Raw genomic sequence first — 17,224 nt, 5'->3', positions numbered from 1 at the left:
GGGTCCAACTGAGGTCCCATGCCCAGTTGCGTGCTGAGATGCTCACTCATCACTCACCACTCCTGCGCGCACTCGCTCGCGGATACTGCCGTCGGCACGCTGAAACGCGTCGGTCGCCCGGAACGCTGTGTTCCCGGCCGCGTGTTCTGCCACGACGCGGCGAGCAATGTCGACCAGACTTATGCCCGGACTGCCGGTCATTCGGCCACCTCGGCGCAATCAAGCTCATCCGCGAGCACGATCAGGTGCGTCGCGAGCTGTCGTGCGTCGGGCGCCGACATCGGGATTGTGGCGCCCCACTCTTCGGAGACGACCACCACACACTCGTCAACGCCCGACATTCCCTTGACGGCGTACAGGATCGGCTCATCGGGTTCTGCGACGGGAGGATCGGCTTCGGCGGCCAGGCGGTGCAGCCGGGTCCCAAGATCGCGAGCATCCGCGGGGCTCAAGTAGTCCTCTCGCGCGTCGAGGTAGATGAACGGGCCGTTGTTGGCTGCGACGAGGTGGAGAATCACAGGGACACCCCCGCGTTGATAGCGAACCGGGCGCGGTCGATGTGGCGGGCTTCATCTGCATTGCAGAGGGACTTGAGCAAGAGTGAATCGGGCTTGACGACGAAGCCGGCCGCGGTGGCGACGGTCACGGGCGCGACCTTCAAGCGATCGAAGAGCCCGTCGAGCCATGCCTGAGCCTTCGGTGTGGTCGTGACCCTGGCGGTGGTGCTGGTGACACTGGTATTCTTATTCAAGTTGATCGGTTCCTTAGTTCGGTACTCGGTTACTTCGCCCTCGTTTTGCCCTGCCAGGCATGCGAGGGCTTTTTCGTGCACGGTGGTGATCATGCGGACTTGAGTGCGGTCCCGATGCGCGCCGTTCCTTCGACCCACTCGATGACTTCCGACTCGAGGTAGACGACATTGCGGGGCGTCGGCTTGCGGTACTTGGGGCCTTCGCCTCGGAATCGCAGCTGCGAGAGCGTTCCCTTGGTCATGCCGGGGATCATCTCGCAAACCTGGGCGATGGAGAGATATGTAGCCATGACAACTCCTAACTGATTACACAGAACCGTACGTTTTGTGTATGACTTCACAATACACAGAAACGCGTCTAATGTGTATCGCATGGCCAAGACTTTCTCCTATAATCCAGGCGCGAAGATCGCGAAGTATCGGAAGCACCTCAAGATGAGCGCCGAGGAGTTGGCAGAAAAGGCCGGCTTCGGCCTCACGCGGTCGATTGTGGCGAACCTCGAGAATGGGCGGAAGGATGATCTGACTGTCCGTCAACTCATGGCGATCGCACTCGTCCTCCACGTATCACCAGCGGATCTAGTGTTCGATGTCACGAAGCCCTACTACGAGATGGTTCTCACCGATGGTGAAGGGTTCGAGGCCAAAGCGCTGGCTTGGCTGGCCCGCGAGTGGTTCGGCGGCACGAGTGACGTGCGTAGCCTCAACGCGCACGTAGACGGCTCACCGCTCCTGGAGGGCGGATATCCGGCGTTCTTTGACCAACTGGTGGCTGAGACGTTGCGCCACCGAAGCAGCCTCCATGTGCAGCTTGCGAAGGTCGAACGGGAACTGGCTGAACTGCGCAAGACCGCCCAAGACGAAGGGCGCCGCCCGGATGAGGACGCCGAGCGCGATGCCAACGAGAAGATCCGCGCTCTGCAAGCTCAGCTGTACACAACGGACAACGCCCTGCGGAGCAACGGTGTTGATCTCGACGACGTAGGTGCGGTGTTCTGATGCCTCACGCCTACCGCCTCGTCAGCGCCTCACGCGGCCCCTGTCCCAGTGCCGCCGCACGTCGTGCTCTCCACCCACGCCACCACTTCGGACTGGACGTACAGGACGGTCTTGGCGGTCGGCTTGCGGTACTTAGGGCCCTTCCCGTGGAATCGGAGCTGGGCGAGCTGGCCGCGCGAGACTCCGGGGAGCATGAGGACGACCTGGTCGGGGGTGAGGTAGACGGGCATGGTGTTCCTTCGATCCGGGATCCGGCCGCGACCGTCAAGTCGCCACCGGAGAGACCAATGGGTGGTCCCACTAAGGGGCCATGCGGCGGAAATCTCCACCACCTCCAAATCCAGTGATTTTCACCCGACCAACGCACGGCCGACGGATCCGCCGCATGGCTTAGGAGTAGCGGCCACCCGGCAGCTACGAACAACGGAGCACAACATGGGCAGCATCACCTCTTACGGCACTGGCGCCGGCAAGCGTTACCGGGTCCGGTATCGCGACCCCGCCCGGCAGTCGCGCGAGAAGGGCGGATTCGCGCGCAAGAAAGACGCTGAGGACTACCTCGCCGACATCACGGTCGCGACGAACCGCGGCGAGTACGTCGACCCGAAGACCGCGAAGCTCTCCATCCACGAGCTCGGCGTCGAATGGATGGCCAACCAGTCACACCTCAAGCCGTCCTCCCTCCGCACGGTGGAGACCGCGTGGCGGGTGCACGTGGAGCCGGCATGGGGCACGCGACGCATCGGAGAGATCCGACACTCTGAAGTCCAGTCGTGGGTGACGAAGTTCACGGCGAACGGCGGGAAGCCTCGCTCGGCGACCGTCGTCATCCGAGCGTTCGGCGTGCTCGCCGCCATTCTCGACATCGCCGTACTCGACAAACGGATCTCGTCCAACCCGGCCCGCGGTGTCAAGCTCCCACGCAAGGGGAAGAAGAAGCGCGCCTACCTCTCGGCCGCCCAAGTCGAACTGCTCGCGATGCACGCCGCCGAGCACTCCACATTGGTCTACGTGCTCGCCTACACCGGCATCCGCTGGGGTGAAGCCATCGGCCTGCGCCTATCGTGCCTGGACGCGCTCCGCCGGCGGATGCTTATCGAGGAGAATGCCGTCCTCATCGGCAGCCAGGTCGTTGTCGGCACCCCGAAGACTCACGAGCGCCGGAGCGTCCCGTACCCGAGCTTCCTGTCTGTGCCACTCGCTCGAGCGTGCGAAGGGAAGACCCGGGGGCAGCTGGTGTTCGGTGCCGGCGATGTCCACTTCCCACGGTCCAACACCGAGGGCGGATGGTTCATCAGGGCAGTGCAGGCCGCCCAGAAGGACGATGGCACGTTCCCGCTCATCACCCCGCACGACCTCCGCCACACCGCGGCAAGCCTGGCCATCTCGGCCGGCGCGAACCCCAAGGCAGTGCAGCGGATGCTCGGCCACGCCTCAGCAGCGATGACGCTCGACACCTACGCGGACCTGTTCGAAGACGACCTCGACGCCGTTTCCGAGCGGATGGATGCGGTGCGCGCCGAAACAATTGTGGGGTTCTCGTGGGGGAAAGAGGCCTGAGAGACGCAAAAACCCCCGGAAACACAGGGATTCCGGGGGTTAGGCACGGTGGCAAGTGAGGGATTCGAACCCCCGAAGTCTAAGACGGCTGATTTACAGTCAGATCCCTTTGGCCACTTGGGTAACTTGCCAATACGCACCCGACCATATGTGAACACGTGACCGGAGACGCTCAGACAGAATACAAGAGTTTTGGCCCCAGTGAGAAATCAAGGCCGGGATCGGCGCACATCCGCCGGTCGATATGATCGATGAAGGCTCAAATTCACCGCCGTTAGGAACCCCATGGTCGGCATCGACGAGGTCGCCCGTCACGCGGGCGTGTCCACCGCCACGGTTTCGCGCGCCCTGAGCGGCAACGGCCATGTCTCCCCCGCCACCCGGCTGAAGGTGGAAGCGGCGGCCGACGAACTGGGCTACGTCGTCTCGTCGACGGCGTCGAGCCTGGCCTCCGGGCGGATGAAGAACATCGGCGTCGTCGTTCCGTTCCTCGACCGCTGGTTCTTCTCCAGCGTGGTCGAGGGCGCCCAGAAGTCCCTGCTCAACAACGGCTACGACCTCACCCTGTACAGCCTCACCGGCGGCGGCGCCGAGCGCCGCAGCGTGTTCGACCATTTCCTGCTTCGCCAGCGAGTGGATGCCGTGATCGCCATTTCGCTCGAGCTGACGGCGACCGAGGTGACCAGCCTGCATGCGCTCGGCAAGCCCCTCGTCGGCGTCGGCGGCCCGATCGAGGGAGTGCGCACCCTCACCATCGACGACGTCGCCGTCGCGCGGCTGGCCACCGAGCACCTCCTGTCGCTCGGCCACACCCGGATCGCGCACATCGGCGGCAACAAGGACCTCGACCTGGACTTCCACCTGCCGACGAACCGGCGGGTCGGCTACGAGAACGCGCTCGACGCGGCCGGGATCACCCCGGCCGCCGAACTGTTCATGACGGCCGACTTCACGATGCGCGGCGGCTACCAGGCGGCGAAGCAGCTCCTCGGCAACCCGCACGACCGGCCGACCGCCATCTTCGCCGCCTCCGACGAGATGGCGATCGGTGCCATCCTGGCGGCCAAGGACCTCGGCCTGGTCGTGCCGCGGGACGTCTCCGTGATCGGCGTGGACGACCACGAACTGGCCGACTTCTTCGGGCTGAGCACGATCGCCCAATTCCCGCAGGGGCAGGGAGCAAAGGCGGTCGAGATCCTGCTCGACCAGCTCAGCCCGGGAAAGCACCTCACGCCGAACCTGAACACGCCGATGCCGTTTGAGCTGATCGTGCGCTCGAGCACCGCTCAGACGCCCCGCTGACCGGGCCCGGCCGGCCGGGTTCCGCCGCCGGGCGGTGCCCGGCTGTCGTGATGGAGCGTCCCACTCGATAACATTGCAGGCATGGCAGACTCAACGTTCGACATCGTCAGCAAGGTCGACCCGATGGAGGTCGACAACGCCCTCAACCAGGCCCACAAGGAAGTCGCCCAGCGCTACGACTTCAAAAACGTCGGCGCCTCGATCGAGATGAGCGGCGAGAAGGTGCTCATGAAGGCCAACTCCGAGGAGCGCGTCAAGGCGATCCTCGAGGTGTTCGAATCGAAGCTGATCAAGCGCGGCATCTCCCTGCGCAGCCTCGACGCCGGCGAACCCTTCGCCTCCGGCAAGGAGTTCCGGATCGAGGCCGGGGTGAAGGCCGGCATCGACCAGGAGAACGCGAAGAAAATCAACAAGATCATCCGCGACGAAGGCCCCAAGGGCGTCAAGAGCCAGATCCAGGGCGACGAACTGCGCGTCAGCTCGAAGAGCCGCGACGACCTGCAGGCCACGATGGCCCTGCTCAAGGGCAAGGATCTCGAGGTCGCCCTGCAGTTCGTGAACTTCCGCTAGCCGGGACATCGACCGACAGGCGTCTCCGCCACTATGTTCACAGCACGTGCGTGAGTTTCAATGACGCGTGCCATCATCGACCGCGACCGGATAGCCCAACTGCAGCAGGGTGAGCTGGAATCCTTTGCCTGGCGCAATCCTCGGCGTGTTCGAGCAGGCGATCTCGGAGTTGCTCGGCCCTGACCTCGAGTAGGGACCGACTGATCTGCGATCTACCGGCCCCGTATCCCCAGCGACCTAGGTGAACGCCTTGGTGATGCTGATCACCGCGGGCGTGAGCAGCACGATGAAGAGCACCGGCAGGATGCAGAATACCAGCGGGAAAATAACTTTGACCGGTACTTTCATCGCCTGCTCTTCGGCCCGCTGGCGGCGACGCATCCGCATCTCCCCTGCCTGCACGCGCAACACGTCGGCGATCGCGATTCCGTAGGTGTCGGCCTGGATGACCGAGCGGGTGAACCGGCGCAGGTCGGCCGAGGAGGTGCGGGCACTGAGCTCCTGGTAGGCGTCTTTGCGTGAGCGGCCGATGCTCATGTCCTGAAGGGTTCGAATGAACTCCTCGGCCAACGGGCCCTTGCCGTTCGTGGCCGCCTTCGCCATCGCCGCCTCGAAGCCGAGGCCGGCCTCCACGGCGATGGTCATCTGGTCGAGGGTGTCGGCGAGCGCGTTCTGGATCTGCTCCTGCCGTTCCTGGCCCCGGCTGTACATGAGAAGGTCAGGGACGAAGAAGCACAGCAGCACGAGGGCGGCACCGAGCACGATCCGCACCGGTGAGGTGTCACCGCCGATCCACAATCCCGCCAGCAGCACGCCGCCTGCCGCCACGAGTGGTTTGGCGATCAGGATCTTGTCCACGGTCCAGGCGGGCGGGCGCCCCGCCAGCACGACGTTCCGTTCGAGCCGGGCGAGATAGCCTCGGGGCACGCGGGTCCTGGCCCGGAGGGAGAGCGGGCCCCGGGACGCACGCCCCTGCGCTGGCGCGTCACCCGGCTCGGTGGCCGGTGACGGAGCGCGCCCGCCGACCAGGATCCCGATCAGGGCGCCGAGCCCGCCGGCGACGGCCAGGGCGGCCAGGATGGCAGTGAGTGATGGCATCGAATTCTCCTAGAACTTCACCTTGACGACGGCCATCATCCAGATCGAGCCGACGATGAGCAGGATGGCGGCGACCACCAGGGCCAGGGTTCCCCAGATGTTGCCGAGGAAGCCGTTGAAATAGGACGGCTGGGTCATCAGCAGGAAGGAGAAGACCCCGATCGGAAGGGCGATGAGCACGTAGGCGGACATCTTTCCTTCCGCGGCGAGCGCCTTCACCTGGCGGCGCAGCTGGTTGCGCTCCCGGATGGTGTGCCCCACCTGGTCGAGCACCTGGGACAGGTTGCCGCCCACCTCCCGGTTGATGGCGATGGCCTGGGCAACCCACTGGAAATCGTCGCTGCGCATGCGCAGCGCGGTGTTGTCCAGCGCGTCGCTGAGGTCACGACCGATCCGGGTTTCGTTGACGACCCGGGCGAACTCCTCGGTCGTCGGCGATTCCGTTTCCTGGGAGACGGCGTCGACCGCGCGGAGCAGACCGTGGCCGGCGCGCAGGGCGCCGGCGAGCAGGCCCAGTGACTCGTCAAGCTGATCGGCGAACTTCGCGCGGCGCCGGGCGGTGCGGATCCGCAGCAGGACCAGGGCGCCGATCGGAGCGCAGGCCACACCGGCGACCATGAGCGGCACCGTCCAGCCGGTGCCCGCACCGAGCAGAAGGCCGACCAGCGCCAGCACCGTCGCCGCCGAGAAGACCATGAGCACGAACCCGGATGGCTGCATGCGAATGCCGGCCTGTTCCAGTTCCGCCGCACCGAACGGTATCGACGCGCGGCGGCGGATCACCACGTCGATGGCTTCCACCGTGCGATCGGTCATCCTGGTCAGGGTCGACGCCTCCGCGACGGTTCCGGGGGCACGACGACGTTCGAGCGGAACCTTCGGCCCGCTCGGCGCGATGACCAGGAACACGAGCACGAGCAGGGCCAACAGCCCGGCCGCGATGCCGGCGTACAGCACGGGGCTCATCGCCGACCCCGCGTCACCAGGTCGGCCTGGAAAATTCCGGGCGACAGGGGGATGCCCATCTCGCGGAACTTGTCGGCGAATCGAGGCCTCACCCCGGTCGCTGCCGCATGGCCGAGGACGCGGCCGTCCCCATCGACTCCGGCGGAGAAGTCGAACACGAAGGCATCCTGCAGCGTCACGATGTCACCCTCCATGCCCTGCACCTCGGTCACGTGCGTGATCCGGCGGGTGCCGTCTTTCAGTCGGCTGATCTGCACGATCACGTCAATGGCCGACGAGATCTGCTCCCGGATAGCCCGCAACGGGAGGTCCATCCCGGCCATCAGGACCAGCGTTTCGAGCCTGGAGATCGCGTCCCTGGGCGAGTTGGAGTGCACCGTCGAGATGGATCCCTCGTGGCCGGTGTTCATCGCCTGGAGCATGTCGAGGCTCTCGCCGCCGCGGCACTCACCGATCACGATGCGGTCCGGGCGCATCCGGAGCGAGTTTCGCACCAGGTCCCGGATGGTCACCTCGCCCTTGCCCTCGATGTTGGCCGGCCTGGACTCGAGCCGGATGACGTGGTCCTGCTGCAGCTGCAGCTCGACCGCATCCTCGATGGTGATAATGCGTTCATTGGCGGGGATGAAGCCGGAGAGCACGTTCAGAAGCGTCGTCTTCCCCGTGCCGGTGCCCCCGGAGACGATGATGTTGAGCCGGGCGTTCACGCATGCCTCGAGCACCTCGGCCATGCCGGGGGTCAAGGTGCCGAGCCCGACCAGGTCGGCGGCGGTGAGTGGTTCGCGCGCGAACTTGCGAATAGTGAGCGAGGATCCGTCCACTGCCAGAGGAGGAATGATGGCGTTCACGCGCGACCCGTCGGCCAGGCGCGCATCGACCAGGGGTGAGGACTCGTCGATTCGGCGACCCACCTTGGCAACGATCCGCTCGATCACCCGGCGGAGCTGGGCCTCACTGGTGAAGCTGGCGTCGCTGAGGGTGAGCTGCCCGTGTCGTTCGACGAAGATCTGCTCGTGTCCGTTGACCATGATCTCGGTCACGGTCTCGTCGTTCAACAGGCGCTCGAGCGGACCATAGCCGAGCACGTCGGCGCCGATCTCGGAGATGAGCCTGTTGCGTTCCTCCCGGCTCAGGGGCACCTGTTCGGCGGAGACGATCTTTCCCAGTTCGGCTCGGGCCAGGGCGTGCAGTTGCTCCTCGTCGAGACTGGAATCGCTGAGCCGGGAGCCGATGCGGCCGAAGAGTTCCTGGGCCGCCCGCTCCTTGAGCTCGGCGAGGGGATCGACCGGGGCGACCACCGCCGTGGGAAGCGGGAGCGACCCCGGATCGGCCGGGCTTTCCCCGCCGGGCCTGCCGGCCGCCGGGTCCCCTCCTGCCGGCGCGAGGGTCCCTCCTCTCGTGACGAAGTGATTCTGGGGACCCGCGCCTCGCGCGGCATCCACTCTTTCGTTCAGTTTCATTCGACAACCACCCTTCGATGCAGATGACCACGTTTCAGGAAAGCGCTCGGCTCGAACCGGTGCACCAGGGCCGTGAGGGCCTTCGACGCGGGGCTTCTCCCCTTGGCCTGGAGGACGGGAATGCCGCGGTTGGTCGACAACGCGACGAGGGAGGAACGCGGAATGGCCACGTCGACGGGCACTCCGATCGTCGCCTCGATGTCGCGCACGCTGAGTCCGCTCGTGCGGTCGGCCAGGTTCAGCACCACGTGCCGAACGGGAGGCAACATGCCGATGCTGGCGAGCACCGCCAGCTCCTTGCGGAGTCCGCGCGCGCTGGGCACCGACATATCGCACAGGAACACGGCGTCCGTGGCCAGTTCGAGAGCGGCGAGCGCATGGTCCCCCAGCCCGGGGGCCGTGTCGACGATGACGAACCGGAAGATGGACGAGAGCTGCTGGAGCAGGTGGCTGAGCTGATCCCCGGTGACCCGGTCGCCCTCGGCCGGGAGGTCCGCGCCGCAGACGGTGTAGAAGCCGCTCGGGTGAGCGGTGAGGAGGGTCTTCATCACCAGGGTGTCCTCCGGAGCGACGCCCGTGACCAGGTCCGGCAGGGTGTGCGTGGGGGCCAGCGACAGGGCCGTGGCGACATCCCCGAACTGCGTGTCGGCATCCACGATTACGACCGACAACGGCGCCAGTTTGGCGAGGCCGACCGCCAGGTTGGTGGCGACCGTGGTCTTGCCGAGGCCGCCCTTGGGCGCCACCACCGCGATGATCTGGCTGCGCACACCGTCCGGCGCCGGCACGGTGTCGACGGCGGCCTGCCCGAGGTCCCAGGGGACGAACGATTCGGGCTCCCCGGCGGGCTCATGGAGAAACTCGGGCTCGAGGACAGGATCCAGCGCAGGTTCAAGCACGGGTTCGAGTTCCACCACGGATGCCAGAACCTCGCCGTACATCGGGGCGGGCCGGCCGAGCCGGCTCGCCCGGCCGCCGGCAGAGACGACGGCCGTGCGCTCCGCGCTCCGGCTCAGTACCGGGTGAACGGTCCCTTCGGCCACCCAGCCGTTCCGCGGGCCTCGGTTCTCGCCAACGGTCACGATGCCGATGCCCGGGTAGAGCCTGGTCAGGCCCGCCGAGAGTTCCCGCACCCCGTCCCGGGAGAGGAACGAACCCAGAAGCGCCGTGTCGGGGCGGTCTGCCGCCACCAACCGGCCGAGGAGCGCCGATGGGCCGAAGGCCAGAGACCGTCCCCTCACAAGGCGGAGGGCGCGTCCGAGGAGGACGTTCAACCGGGTTTCGAAGTCATGGCTGTGGCCGACGAGGAGCAGGCGGCTCATCGGAACACCGCATTCCCATCAACGACGCCCGCGGCGGTCTCATCCGCTGTCTTGGGTTCGACAGTGAGCCATACGGTTCCGAATTTCTGTCCCCAAACGAGCTTCTCGATGTCGGGCGTGGTGCGGGCGAGTGTGATCATGATCACGCTGACCGGTTCGGTCGGCGCGTCGGCGCCCTTCGCGGCCGGTGTCGTGGAGCCCTTCTGCACGGCGGTGACCAGGACCTTGTGGAAGACCTGCTTGGCCAGCGACACCTCCTCCGAGGCGCCGGCGACCTTCAGCGTTGCCGCGATGACGACACCAACGGTGTCGCCCGCTGTCACGGTGCCCCCGACGACCTGCTCAACGGGGAGCGCAATGGTGACCGTCTGCATGCCGTCGGGCAGCGCGATTTCACCGCGGGTGGCCAGTTCGGCGGCACTCACCCAGCGCGACGCGAGGAGTTGCTCACCCGGCTTCAGCGCCGTGTCCGCGACCTTCCCGCTGAGTTTGCCCAGTTTCGTGACGCGTCCAGGTACTGCCGCGATCGCCGGAATCTGTTTCACCGTGATGAATGAACCGATGGACTCCGCGGCCGTGCCTGCGGGGATCTCCTGGGAGACCACGTAGACCGGCACGAACGCGGCACCGTCCGCCGCTCGGGCGTCGGCGCCGCCGACATACCCCGTGAGGACTACCGTGCCGGCCACGGCCAGGACGATCGCCAGGATCGCGCCGATGAGTCGAGTTTTCATGTCATCTCCTACTTGATCAATGTGACGATGGTGTCGTTGAGGTCCGGACCGCCGGGCCCGAAGGCGTTGTCGATGGAGACCCATTTGGTGAACGTGCCCTGAATGCCTCGCCAACTGCCGTTCGGGCAGGTGAGACCGCTCGCGCAGACCGGAGCGAGCGGGTCGAGCTCCTGAGCGGAGGGGAACTTCCAGCCGGTGATGGTGAAACCGGCGAAGGCATAGATGCGGTACCTGGCGTTGGTGCCGGAGCCCTGGGTGAGGTCATAGATCGGGATGAGCACCGTTTTGCCCAGGAGAGTCGGCAGTTGGGACTTGCAGGCACTCGGCGCGTCCCCTCCCGGATCGCTGTCGACCCAGAGCTCTCCGGCGGCGTTGAGGTTCAAACTGAGGTTGATGGTTGCCTCGCACGGGGCCGTGGTGTTGTCGAGCCAGCCGAAGCCGCCGGGGATGATCTCCGTCGAGGGGGAGTGTTTGCAGGTCTTGTTGGTGTCGGTCCGGATGGTCACGTGGTTGCCCGAGGCCGCCAGAGATTCCTGGAACTCGCACCAGGAGAGCGCGAGCGCCAGCACGCGTCCAGACCCCACACCACCCCATTGCGCTGTGGCCGCTGCCCCCACAGTGGACGGCGGGATTCCGAGTATCGCCGCGAATGGGTGGCTGATCGCGGGCGCATTCGTGCCGGCCACGCGCGTGCTGGACCTGACGGTGACCTGGCGGCTGACGGATAGATCCGGGGCGAGCACGTTGGCGGCGCCGTCATTGGCGTTGCCGTTGGTGTAACTCGCGGCCAGGCCGACCGGGTTGCTGCAGACACCGTCGGAGCAATCCTTTGCGATCGCGAGAGCCGCGGCATCCGCCCCGTTTTGAAGCTGCCCACGTTCCGCATAGAGGGCTCCGACATCGATCGCGAATCCCACGATCCCGATCAGCGGGACCAGCAGGAAGGCGAGCATCACGGCGCTGGCCCCGTGGTCGGAGCGGAGTCGAGATTTCATCCACCGCATTGCATGACCCCCTTGCCGGTCAGAGGAATGCTCGCGCCGAAGAATCCCGTGACGAACGCGACGGTGTAGTGCGTTGTCACGGTGACACTCGAACCACCCACGCACGTGCCTGGGCTGACGTCGACGCCGGCCAGGGCGAGCAACGGGCTGAGTGAGGGTGCCGCGTGCTGCGCGGCGACCTTGGCGTTGGCCGCATTGTTGTGAATGGCCATGTACCGGGCTCCCTCACGAGCGGCGTTGGTGATGGAGATCTGGGCGTTGAAGACAAGACCGAACTCGATGACGCCGAACACCAGGATGACGAGAATCGGGAGGATGAGCGCGAACTCGATCGCTGCTGCGCCGCGTTCGCCTGCCGTGCTGCGCCTGCGCATCATCGGACTGCCTTTCGTTGCGGGCGGCGGAGACTTCCTCGGGAAGCCGCCGCCACCGCACGAACCGGATCGACCGGATGGCCGACCGGATGCTGCTGTCGGTGCTACGGCGCCAGTTTGGTTGCGACGAGGCCGAACTTGGTGTTGAGGTAGGTGCCGATCAGTCCGACGGCGGTCATGATGACGACCGCGATGAGCGAGACCATCAGGCCGTACTCCACCGCGGTGGCCCCTTCCTCGTCGGTGCGCATGCTGTTGATGAGGGCCTGGATTTTGGTGTAGAACTTCATTTCGGGTTTCCGTTCTGTCAAGCCGGCCGGGTCGACCGTGCGTGGTGAGGTGATGCTGATGCCCGCGGGGTGTTCGCTCCTCCCAGGGCGGGCCTGACTGGTCTGGGGGAAGTTGGGGGGGGGTCTCGGCGGGCCTTCCTGAAGGCGTGGAGGCCTCCGACCGAGCGCCGCCGGGCGCCGGGCGCGGAACTAGGGGCCGATCTTGGCCGCGACGTCGCCGAACTTGGTGTTGAGGTAGGTGCCGATCAGTCCGACGGCGGTCATGATGACGACCGCGATGAGCGAGACCATCAGGCCGTACTCCACCGCGGTGGCGCCCTCCTCGTCGGTGCGCATGCTGTTGATGACGGCCTGGATCCTGGTATAGAACTTCATCTCGGGTTTCCGTTCGGGTGGGCCGGCCGGTCTGGGTGACCAGGCGATTGACCACAAGCTACGTTCGTCGAGAAAACCTCACCAAGCCCCAGTGCGGGGGCTCCCTGTCTGGGGGGTGGCTGAATGTTTGCTGAATATTTTCTGAAAATCGCATGAAAATGACTCGCGACTAGGGTCTGTCGCGAGTGCGGCCGTCATTCGGGTGAGGGCCGGTCGGTTCGAGTGGCTCAGGCGAGCGCGTTGAATGGGCCTCCCGGCATACCGGCTGGACGAGGGTTCAGAACGGAGTCGGGCGGAAAGCCGCCGGAGTCACGTGATCGGGGCCGCGGACAATCGGGCAAGGGTACAGAAAAAAGGTGCACAAGCGCTCCTCGGGTGAAGCGAACTCGCCATCGGGTTGGCGACACCACCACCGTAGACCGATCACACCAGCGGACCGCCCCCCGGGCTGGGGGTTTTTCGGCGCACATGAGGAAAAGTCTTCAACCGGGTTCTAGGCGAGGAGCACAGCCAGGAAGGCGCCGGCGAGCATGGACGGCCCGAACGGCAGGGAGCCCCGCAGGGTAATCCGGCGCCCCACCAGAGCCACAAGCGAGACCAGGCTGCCGATCAGGAACCCCCCGAAGGAACCGATGAGCACCGGGGACCAGCCCAGGTAGCCGAGGGCGAGGCCGATCACTGCGGCGAGTTTCACGTCGCCCATCCCGATGCCGCTCGGCGAGATCAGGGCCAGCACGAAGTAGAACACGAACAGTGCGGCACCGCCCGCGAAAGCCCCCAGGAGGGCCGACCACGACCCGGTTGCCGCAGCCGCGAGCATCAGCAGCACCGGCAGCACGAGTAGCGACGGATAGACGAGCGCATTGGGCAACCGCTTCTCAGCGAGGTCGACCACGCTGAGCACCACCGCGGTGAGGGCCAGGTACAGGTACGCGGGCAGCTCCCAGCCCGGTCCGAACTTCCAGACGACCAGCGCGACGAGGGCACCTGTGGCCACGACGCCCCCGGCCCGGACAGGCCAGGCGAAGCGTCGACGAATACGCAGCATCCGTTCGGCGATGCTCACGAGCGGTAGTCCGAGGGCGCTGCCGATCACCCCGGCGACGATCGCGACCCAGGGCACCACGCGGGTCTACCTCTCGCCGCGGGAGATCTCGACCATCTCGCCGCGGGGAACGACCTTGATCCGCGCGCGCCCCTCGGCCATGCCCAGCGCGAGCTCCCGCTGGTCGAGGCGGTGCCAGCCGTCGAGGTTGGTGTACTCGATCCCGCGTTCGTCGAGCATCGCCAGCACGCTCTCCTCCGAGGGCTCGGCCGGGTGCCACCAGTTGCCGAGGTCGTTGATCAGGTGCCGCACGGTCTCCATCGCGTCGGACTTGGTGTGGCCGATCAGGCCGACCGGGCCTCGCTTGATCCAGCCGGTCGCGTAGACGCCGTAGAGCTGCTGGTTGGCGCTGGCCGATCCGGAGTCCGGTTCGCCCTTCCAGAGCACCTGGCCCTCGCGGTTGGGGATGACGCCGCGCTTCTTGTCGAACGGCACACCGGGCAGCGGGGAGCCGAAGTAACCCACGGCGCGGTAGACCGCCTGCATCGGGAGCTCACGGACCTCGCCGGTGCCGACGACCCCGCCGTGCCCGTCGGGCCTGGTGCGCTCGTACCGGATCGCGCCGACCCGGCCCGTGCCGTCGTCGACGATCTCGACCGGCTTGGCGAAGAAGTGCAGGTGCAGCCGGCGGCTGGCGGTGCCGGCCGGGCGTTCGCGCCACTTGTTCAGGACCTTGTCGATGACGAAGACCTGCTTGTTGCTGGCCACCGCGTCCCGTGCGGCGTCGTCGTAGTCGAAGTCCTCGTCGTAGACGACGATGTCGACGCCCGGCAGCTCGCCGAGTTCGCGCAGTTCGAGCGGGGTGAACTTGACCGAGGTCGGGCCTCTCCGGCCGAACACATGCACGTCGGTGACGGCGGACGCCTTGAGCCCCTCGTAGACGTTGGCCGGGATTTCCGTGGGCAGCAGGTCGTCCGCGTGCTTGGCGAGCATGCGCGAGACGTCCAGGGCCACGTTTCCGTTGCCGATGACCGCGACCTGCCTGGCCGTAAGCGGCCAGGTGCGCGGGTAGTCGGGGTGCCCATCGAACCAGCTGACGATCCGGGCGGCCCCGTAGGAGCCCTCCAGGTCGATCCCGGGGATCTTGAGGTCGGCGTCGCGCACGGCGCCGGTGGCGAAGATGACCGCGTTGTAGTGCGTCTTCAGGTCGTCCATGGTGATGTCGACGCCGAACCGCACGTTTCCGAATACCCGGATGTCGCCGCGGTCGAGCACGTCGCGCAGCGCCGTGATGATGCCCTTGATCCGCGGGTGGTCGGGTGCGACGCCGTAGCGCACCAGGCCGTAGGGTGCCGGGAGGTGGTCGAACAGGTCGATCGACACCTCGAAATTCCGTTCGGCCTTGAGCAGGATGTCGGCGGCGTAGATGCCCGCAGGTCCCGCGCCGACAATGGCCAATCGCAACTTGGTCATGGAAGCCTTTCTAACTGGATCGCTCGACGATCGTGTCCGCGAATCGCGTGAGCGCCTTCTTCACGGATCCGTCGGGCAGCGGGGAGAGCGCGGCGACGGCGTCGCGCGCCCAGCCGTGCGCCTCGGAGAGGGTCTGGGTGGTGACATCGTGCTCGCGGAGGGCGGCGATCGCCGAGTCCGCGGCATCGCCGGCAGCAGCGCCGGGGGCCATCACGTCGCGTTCGAGCCTGGCCAGCAGTGCGGCCGCGCCCGGGTCGCTTGGCGCGCGTTCCCGGAGCCGGAGCACCGGCAGGGTTGCCACGCCGGCGCGGAGGTCGGTGCCGGCGAACTTGCCCGTTTCCTCCGGCTGGGGTGACAGGTCGAGCACGTCGTCGATGAGCTGGAAGGCGACGCCGATCTTCTCACCGAACTGCACCACCGGCCGCTCGTAGTCGTCGGACGCGTCCGAGAAGATGACCCCGGCCTGGGCTGCGGCTGCGATCAGCGAACCGGTCTTGTCGGCGAGAACCTGGATGTAGTGCTCCACCGGGTCTTCACCGTCGTGCGGCCCGACCGTCTCGTGCAGCTGGCCGAGCACGAGACGTTCGAAGGTGTCTGCCTGCAGGCGGATCGCCCGCTCGCCCAGCCGGGCCATCAACTGGCTGGCCCGCGCGAACAGGAGGTCTCCGGTGAGGATCGCTATGGAGTTTCCCCACACGGTCTGGGCGCTGGGCACCCCGCGGCGCTGGTGCGCGTCGTCCATCACGTCGTCGTGGTACAGCGAGGCCAGGTGGGTGATCTCGATCGCGGTGGCCGCGGTGACCACGTCGTCGAGCACGCCGCTGCCGAGATGCGCGGTGAGCAGGGCGAGCATGGGGCGCACGCGCTTGCCGCCCGCGTTCAGGAGGTATCGGCTGGTGACGTTCGCGACCTCGTCGGCGAAGGTGACCTCGCCGAGCAGGCTTGCCTCGACCCGTTCGAGGCCGACGTCGATGCCGGTGGCGAGACCGCGGTCGCCTTTTGACGAGAAAATGCGATCGCTGAGGCCCAACTGGCTCGTCACGGAAGAGCCGCGGCGGAACAGGGGCACGCTCGGTTTCACTCGGTCAGCCTATCGATCGGAACTGGGAGGACTCAGGAAGTGGTATCCGCTGCGCCCGTATCCGCTGCGTTCGCCGGCTTGACGCCTCGATGCAGGGCCACGATGCCCAGGGACAGGTTGCGGTACGCCACAGCCTCGTAGCCGGCATCCCGCAGCCAGCTGCTCAGGGTGGACTGGTTCGGCCAGGCGGCGATCGACTCGCCGAGGTAGTCGTACGCCTCCGCGTTGGAGGAGGCGAGCTTCACGACCAGGGGCATGACGTGGTTGAGATAGGCGAAGTAGGCGGCGCGGACCGGCGCGAACGGCGGGGTGGAGAACTCGCAGATCACGACGCGTCCGCCGGGCCTGGTCACCCGGTAGAACTCGGCGATGGCCTTCTTCGGCTCGACGACGTTCCGCAGCCCGAAGGAGATCGTCACGGCATCGAACTCGTTGTCGGCGAAGGGCAGTGCGGTGGCATCGGCCTGCACGAACTCGATCAGCGGGTTGCCGGCGTGGCGTTCCCGGCCGACCTTGATCATTCCCGCGGAGAAGTCCGCGGCCACGACGTGCGCGCCGGTGCGGGTCAGCGCCACGCTCGAGGTGCCGGTGCCGGCGGCGATGTCGAGGATCCGGTCGCCCGGTTGCGGGGCCACGGCCCGGGTCGCCGCCATCCGCCAGAGGGCCGCATTCCCGACCGACAACACCGCATTGGTGCGGTCGTAGTGGGTGGAGACCTGGTCGAACATGGCAGCAACCTGCTCGGGCTGCTTATTGAGGTCTGCTCTGCTCACTCCCCCAGTCTAGATTGCCTGCGCACACGCCCGGCGTCCACCCTGCT

At 66.6% G+C, this 17,224-nt stretch carries 21 protein-coding genes and 1 tRNA gene; 4 read left to right on the top strand and 18 right to left on the bottom strand.

Going from position 1 to position 17,224, the window contains the following annotated elements:
• Nucleotides 1-197 precede the first annotated feature (197 nt).
• From E3O32_RS10050 to E3O32_RS10040, 3 genes are read right to left on the bottom strand one after another with little or no spacing between them, the layout of a single operon-like run.
• A complete protein-coding gene (locus E3O32_RS10050) occupies nt 198-518 on the bottom strand; it encodes a hypothetical protein (protein WP_134509095.1) in 321 nt (106 codons plus the stop codon).
• Nucleotides 515-844, bottom strand: a complete 330-nt coding sequence (locus tag E3O32_RS10045; RefSeq protein WP_134509093.1) for a hypothetical protein — start codon at nt 842-844, stop codon at nt 515-517. The genes E3O32_RS10050 and E3O32_RS10045 overlap by 4 nt, the downstream gene beginning before the upstream one ends.
• Nucleotides 841-1,041: a helix-turn-helix transcriptional regulator gene (locus tag E3O32_RS10040; RefSeq protein WP_134509091.1), complete on the bottom strand. Its 201-nt coding sequence runs from the start codon at nt 1,039-1,041 to the stop codon at nt 841-843. The genes E3O32_RS10045 and E3O32_RS10040 overlap by 4 nt, the downstream gene beginning before the upstream one ends.
• 82 nt (nt 1,042-1,123) lie before the next feature.
• Here E3O32_RS10040 and E3O32_RS10035 point away from each other — a divergent pair, with 82 nt between their 5' ends.
• Complete coding sequence (locus tag E3O32_RS10035) at nt 1,124-1,750, top strand: helix-turn-helix domain-containing protein (RefSeq protein ID WP_134509089.1); 627 nt, start codon at nt 1,124-1,126, stop codon at nt 1,748-1,750.
• A 29-nt stretch (nt 1,751-1,779) separates the two neighbouring features.
• On the opposite strand, the gene E3O32_RS10030 is transcribed toward E3O32_RS10035, so the two are convergent.
• Nucleotides 1,780-1,980 carry a helix-turn-helix transcriptional regulator gene (locus tag E3O32_RS10030; RefSeq protein WP_134509087.1) on the bottom strand — a complete coding sequence of 67 codons (201 nt, stop codon included), beginning with the start codon at nt 1,978-1,980 and terminating at the stop codon, nt 1,780-1,782.
• Nucleotides 1,981-2,185: 205 nt separating this feature from the next.
• Between E3O32_RS10030 and E3O32_RS10025 the strand changes: the two genes are divergently transcribed.
• Entirely contained in the window at nt 2,186-3,310 is a 1,125-nt protein-coding gene (locus tag E3O32_RS10025) for a tyrosine-type recombinase/integrase (protein WP_134509085.1), read from the top strand.
• A 49-nt stretch (nt 3,311-3,359) separates the two neighbouring features.
• On the opposite strand, the gene E3O32_RS10020 is transcribed toward E3O32_RS10025, so the two are convergent.
• A tRNA-Tyr gene (locus tag E3O32_RS10020) sits at nt 3,360-3,441 on the bottom strand.
• A gap of 154 nt (nt 3,442-3,595) precedes the next feature.
• On the opposite strand from E3O32_RS10020, the gene E3O32_RS10015 reads away from it, so the two are divergent.
• Together E3O32_RS10015 and E3O32_RS10010 are read left to right on the top strand one after the other, a co-directional pair.
• On the top strand, nt 3,596-4,612 hold the full coding sequence (locus E3O32_RS10015; RefSeq protein WP_134509083.1) for a LacI family DNA-binding transcriptional regulator: 1,017 nt from the start codon (nt 3,596-3,598) through the stop codon (nt 4,610-4,612).
• Nucleotides 4,613-4,693: 81 nt separating this feature from the next.
• Nucleotides 4,694-5,182 carry a YajQ family cyclic di-GMP-binding protein gene (locus tag E3O32_RS10010; protein WP_134509081.1) on the top strand — a complete coding sequence of 163 codons (489 nt, stop codon included), beginning with the start codon at nt 4,694-4,696 and terminating at the stop codon, nt 5,180-5,182.
• A 237-nt stretch (nt 5,183-5,419) separates the two neighbouring features.
• Here E3O32_RS10010 and E3O32_RS10005 read toward each other — a convergent pair whose 3' ends face one another.
• The 13 genes from E3O32_RS10005 to ubiE form a co-directional block, all read right to left on the bottom strand.
• Complete coding sequence (locus E3O32_RS10005) at nt 5,420-6,280, bottom strand: type II secretion system F family protein (protein WP_134509079.1); 861 nt, start codon at nt 6,278-6,280, stop codon at nt 5,420-5,422.
• A 9-nt stretch (nt 6,281-6,289) separates the two neighbouring features.
• Entirely contained in the window at nt 6,290-7,246 is a 957-nt protein-coding gene (locus E3O32_RS10000) for a type II secretion system F family protein (protein WP_134509078.1), read from the bottom strand.
• Nucleotides 7,243-8,706 (bottom strand): TadA family conjugal transfer-associated ATPase, encoded by a 1,464-nt coding sequence (locus E3O32_RS09995; protein ID WP_134509076.1) that lies wholly within the window; start codon nt 8,704-8,706, stop codon nt 7,243-7,245. The genes E3O32_RS10000 and E3O32_RS09995 overlap by 4 nt, the downstream gene beginning before the upstream one ends.
• Nucleotides 8,703-10,028, bottom strand: a complete 1,326-nt coding sequence (locus tag E3O32_RS09990; RefSeq protein WP_134509074.1) for a CpaE/TadZ family protein — start codon at nt 10,026-10,028, stop codon at nt 8,703-8,705. The genes E3O32_RS09995 and E3O32_RS09990 overlap by 4 nt, the downstream gene beginning before the upstream one ends.
• Entirely contained in the window at nt 10,025-10,762 is a 738-nt protein-coding gene (gene cpaB, locus E3O32_RS09985; protein WP_166790822.1) for a Flp pilus assembly protein CpaB, read from the bottom strand. The genes E3O32_RS09990 and cpaB overlap by 4 nt, the downstream gene beginning before the upstream one ends.
• Before the next feature lie 8 nt (nt 10,763-10,770).
• On the bottom strand, nt 10,771-11,757 hold the full coding sequence (locus E3O32_RS09980; protein WP_166790821.1) for a TadE/TadG family type IV pilus assembly protein: 987 nt from the start codon (nt 11,755-11,757) through the stop codon (nt 10,771-10,773).
• A complete protein-coding gene (locus tag E3O32_RS09975; protein WP_338145193.1) occupies nt 11,754-12,143 on the bottom strand; it encodes a TadE/TadG family type IV pilus assembly protein in 390 nt (129 codons plus the stop codon). The genes E3O32_RS09980 and E3O32_RS09975 overlap by 4 nt, the downstream gene beginning before the upstream one ends.
• Nucleotides 12,144-12,244: 101 nt before the next feature.
• Nucleotides 12,245-12,430 (bottom strand): Flp family type IVb pilin, encoded by a 186-nt coding sequence (locus E3O32_RS09970; protein ID WP_134509068.1) that lies wholly within the window; start codon nt 12,428-12,430, stop codon nt 12,245-12,247.
• Between the two features lie 189 nt (nt 12,431-12,619).
• Entirely contained in the window at nt 12,620-12,805 is a 186-nt protein-coding gene (locus tag E3O32_RS09965) for a Flp family type IVb pilin (RefSeq protein ID WP_134509066.1), read from the bottom strand.
• A 493-nt stretch (nt 12,806-13,298) separates the two neighbouring features.
• Nucleotides 13,299-13,928 (bottom strand): prepilin peptidase, encoded by a 630-nt coding sequence (locus E3O32_RS09960; RefSeq protein ID WP_134509064.1) that lies wholly within the window; start codon nt 13,926-13,928, stop codon nt 13,299-13,301.
• A gap of 9 nt (nt 13,929-13,937) precedes the next feature.
• Nucleotides 13,938-15,323, bottom strand: coding sequence for an FAD-dependent oxidoreductase (locus E3O32_RS09955; protein ID WP_134509062.1), 1,386 nt, complete (start codon nt 15,321-15,323; stop codon nt 13,938-13,940).
• A 10-nt stretch (nt 15,324-15,333) separates the two neighbouring features.
• Nucleotides 15,334-16,404, bottom strand: a complete 1,071-nt coding sequence (locus tag E3O32_RS09950) for a polyprenyl synthetase family protein (RefSeq protein ID WP_134509060.1) — start codon at nt 16,402-16,404, stop codon at nt 15,334-15,336.
• 32 nt (nt 16,405-16,436) lie between these two features.
• Entirely contained in the window at nt 16,437-17,177 is a 741-nt protein-coding gene (gene ubiE, locus E3O32_RS09945; protein WP_134537918.1) for a bifunctional demethylmenaquinone methyltransferase/2-methoxy-6-polyprenyl-1,4-benzoquinol methylase UbiE, read from the bottom strand.
• Nucleotides 17,178-17,224: the final 47 nt, after the last annotated feature.

The organism is Cryobacterium mannosilyticum (genome assembly GCF_004402705.1).
GTDB classification, from domain to species: Bacteria; Actinomycetota; Actinomycetes; order Actinomycetales; family Microbacteriaceae; genus Cryobacterium; species Cryobacterium mannosilyticum.
Note: the sequence above shows the minus strand (reverse complement) of the source record. Positions and strands in the feature narration are given on the sequence as shown.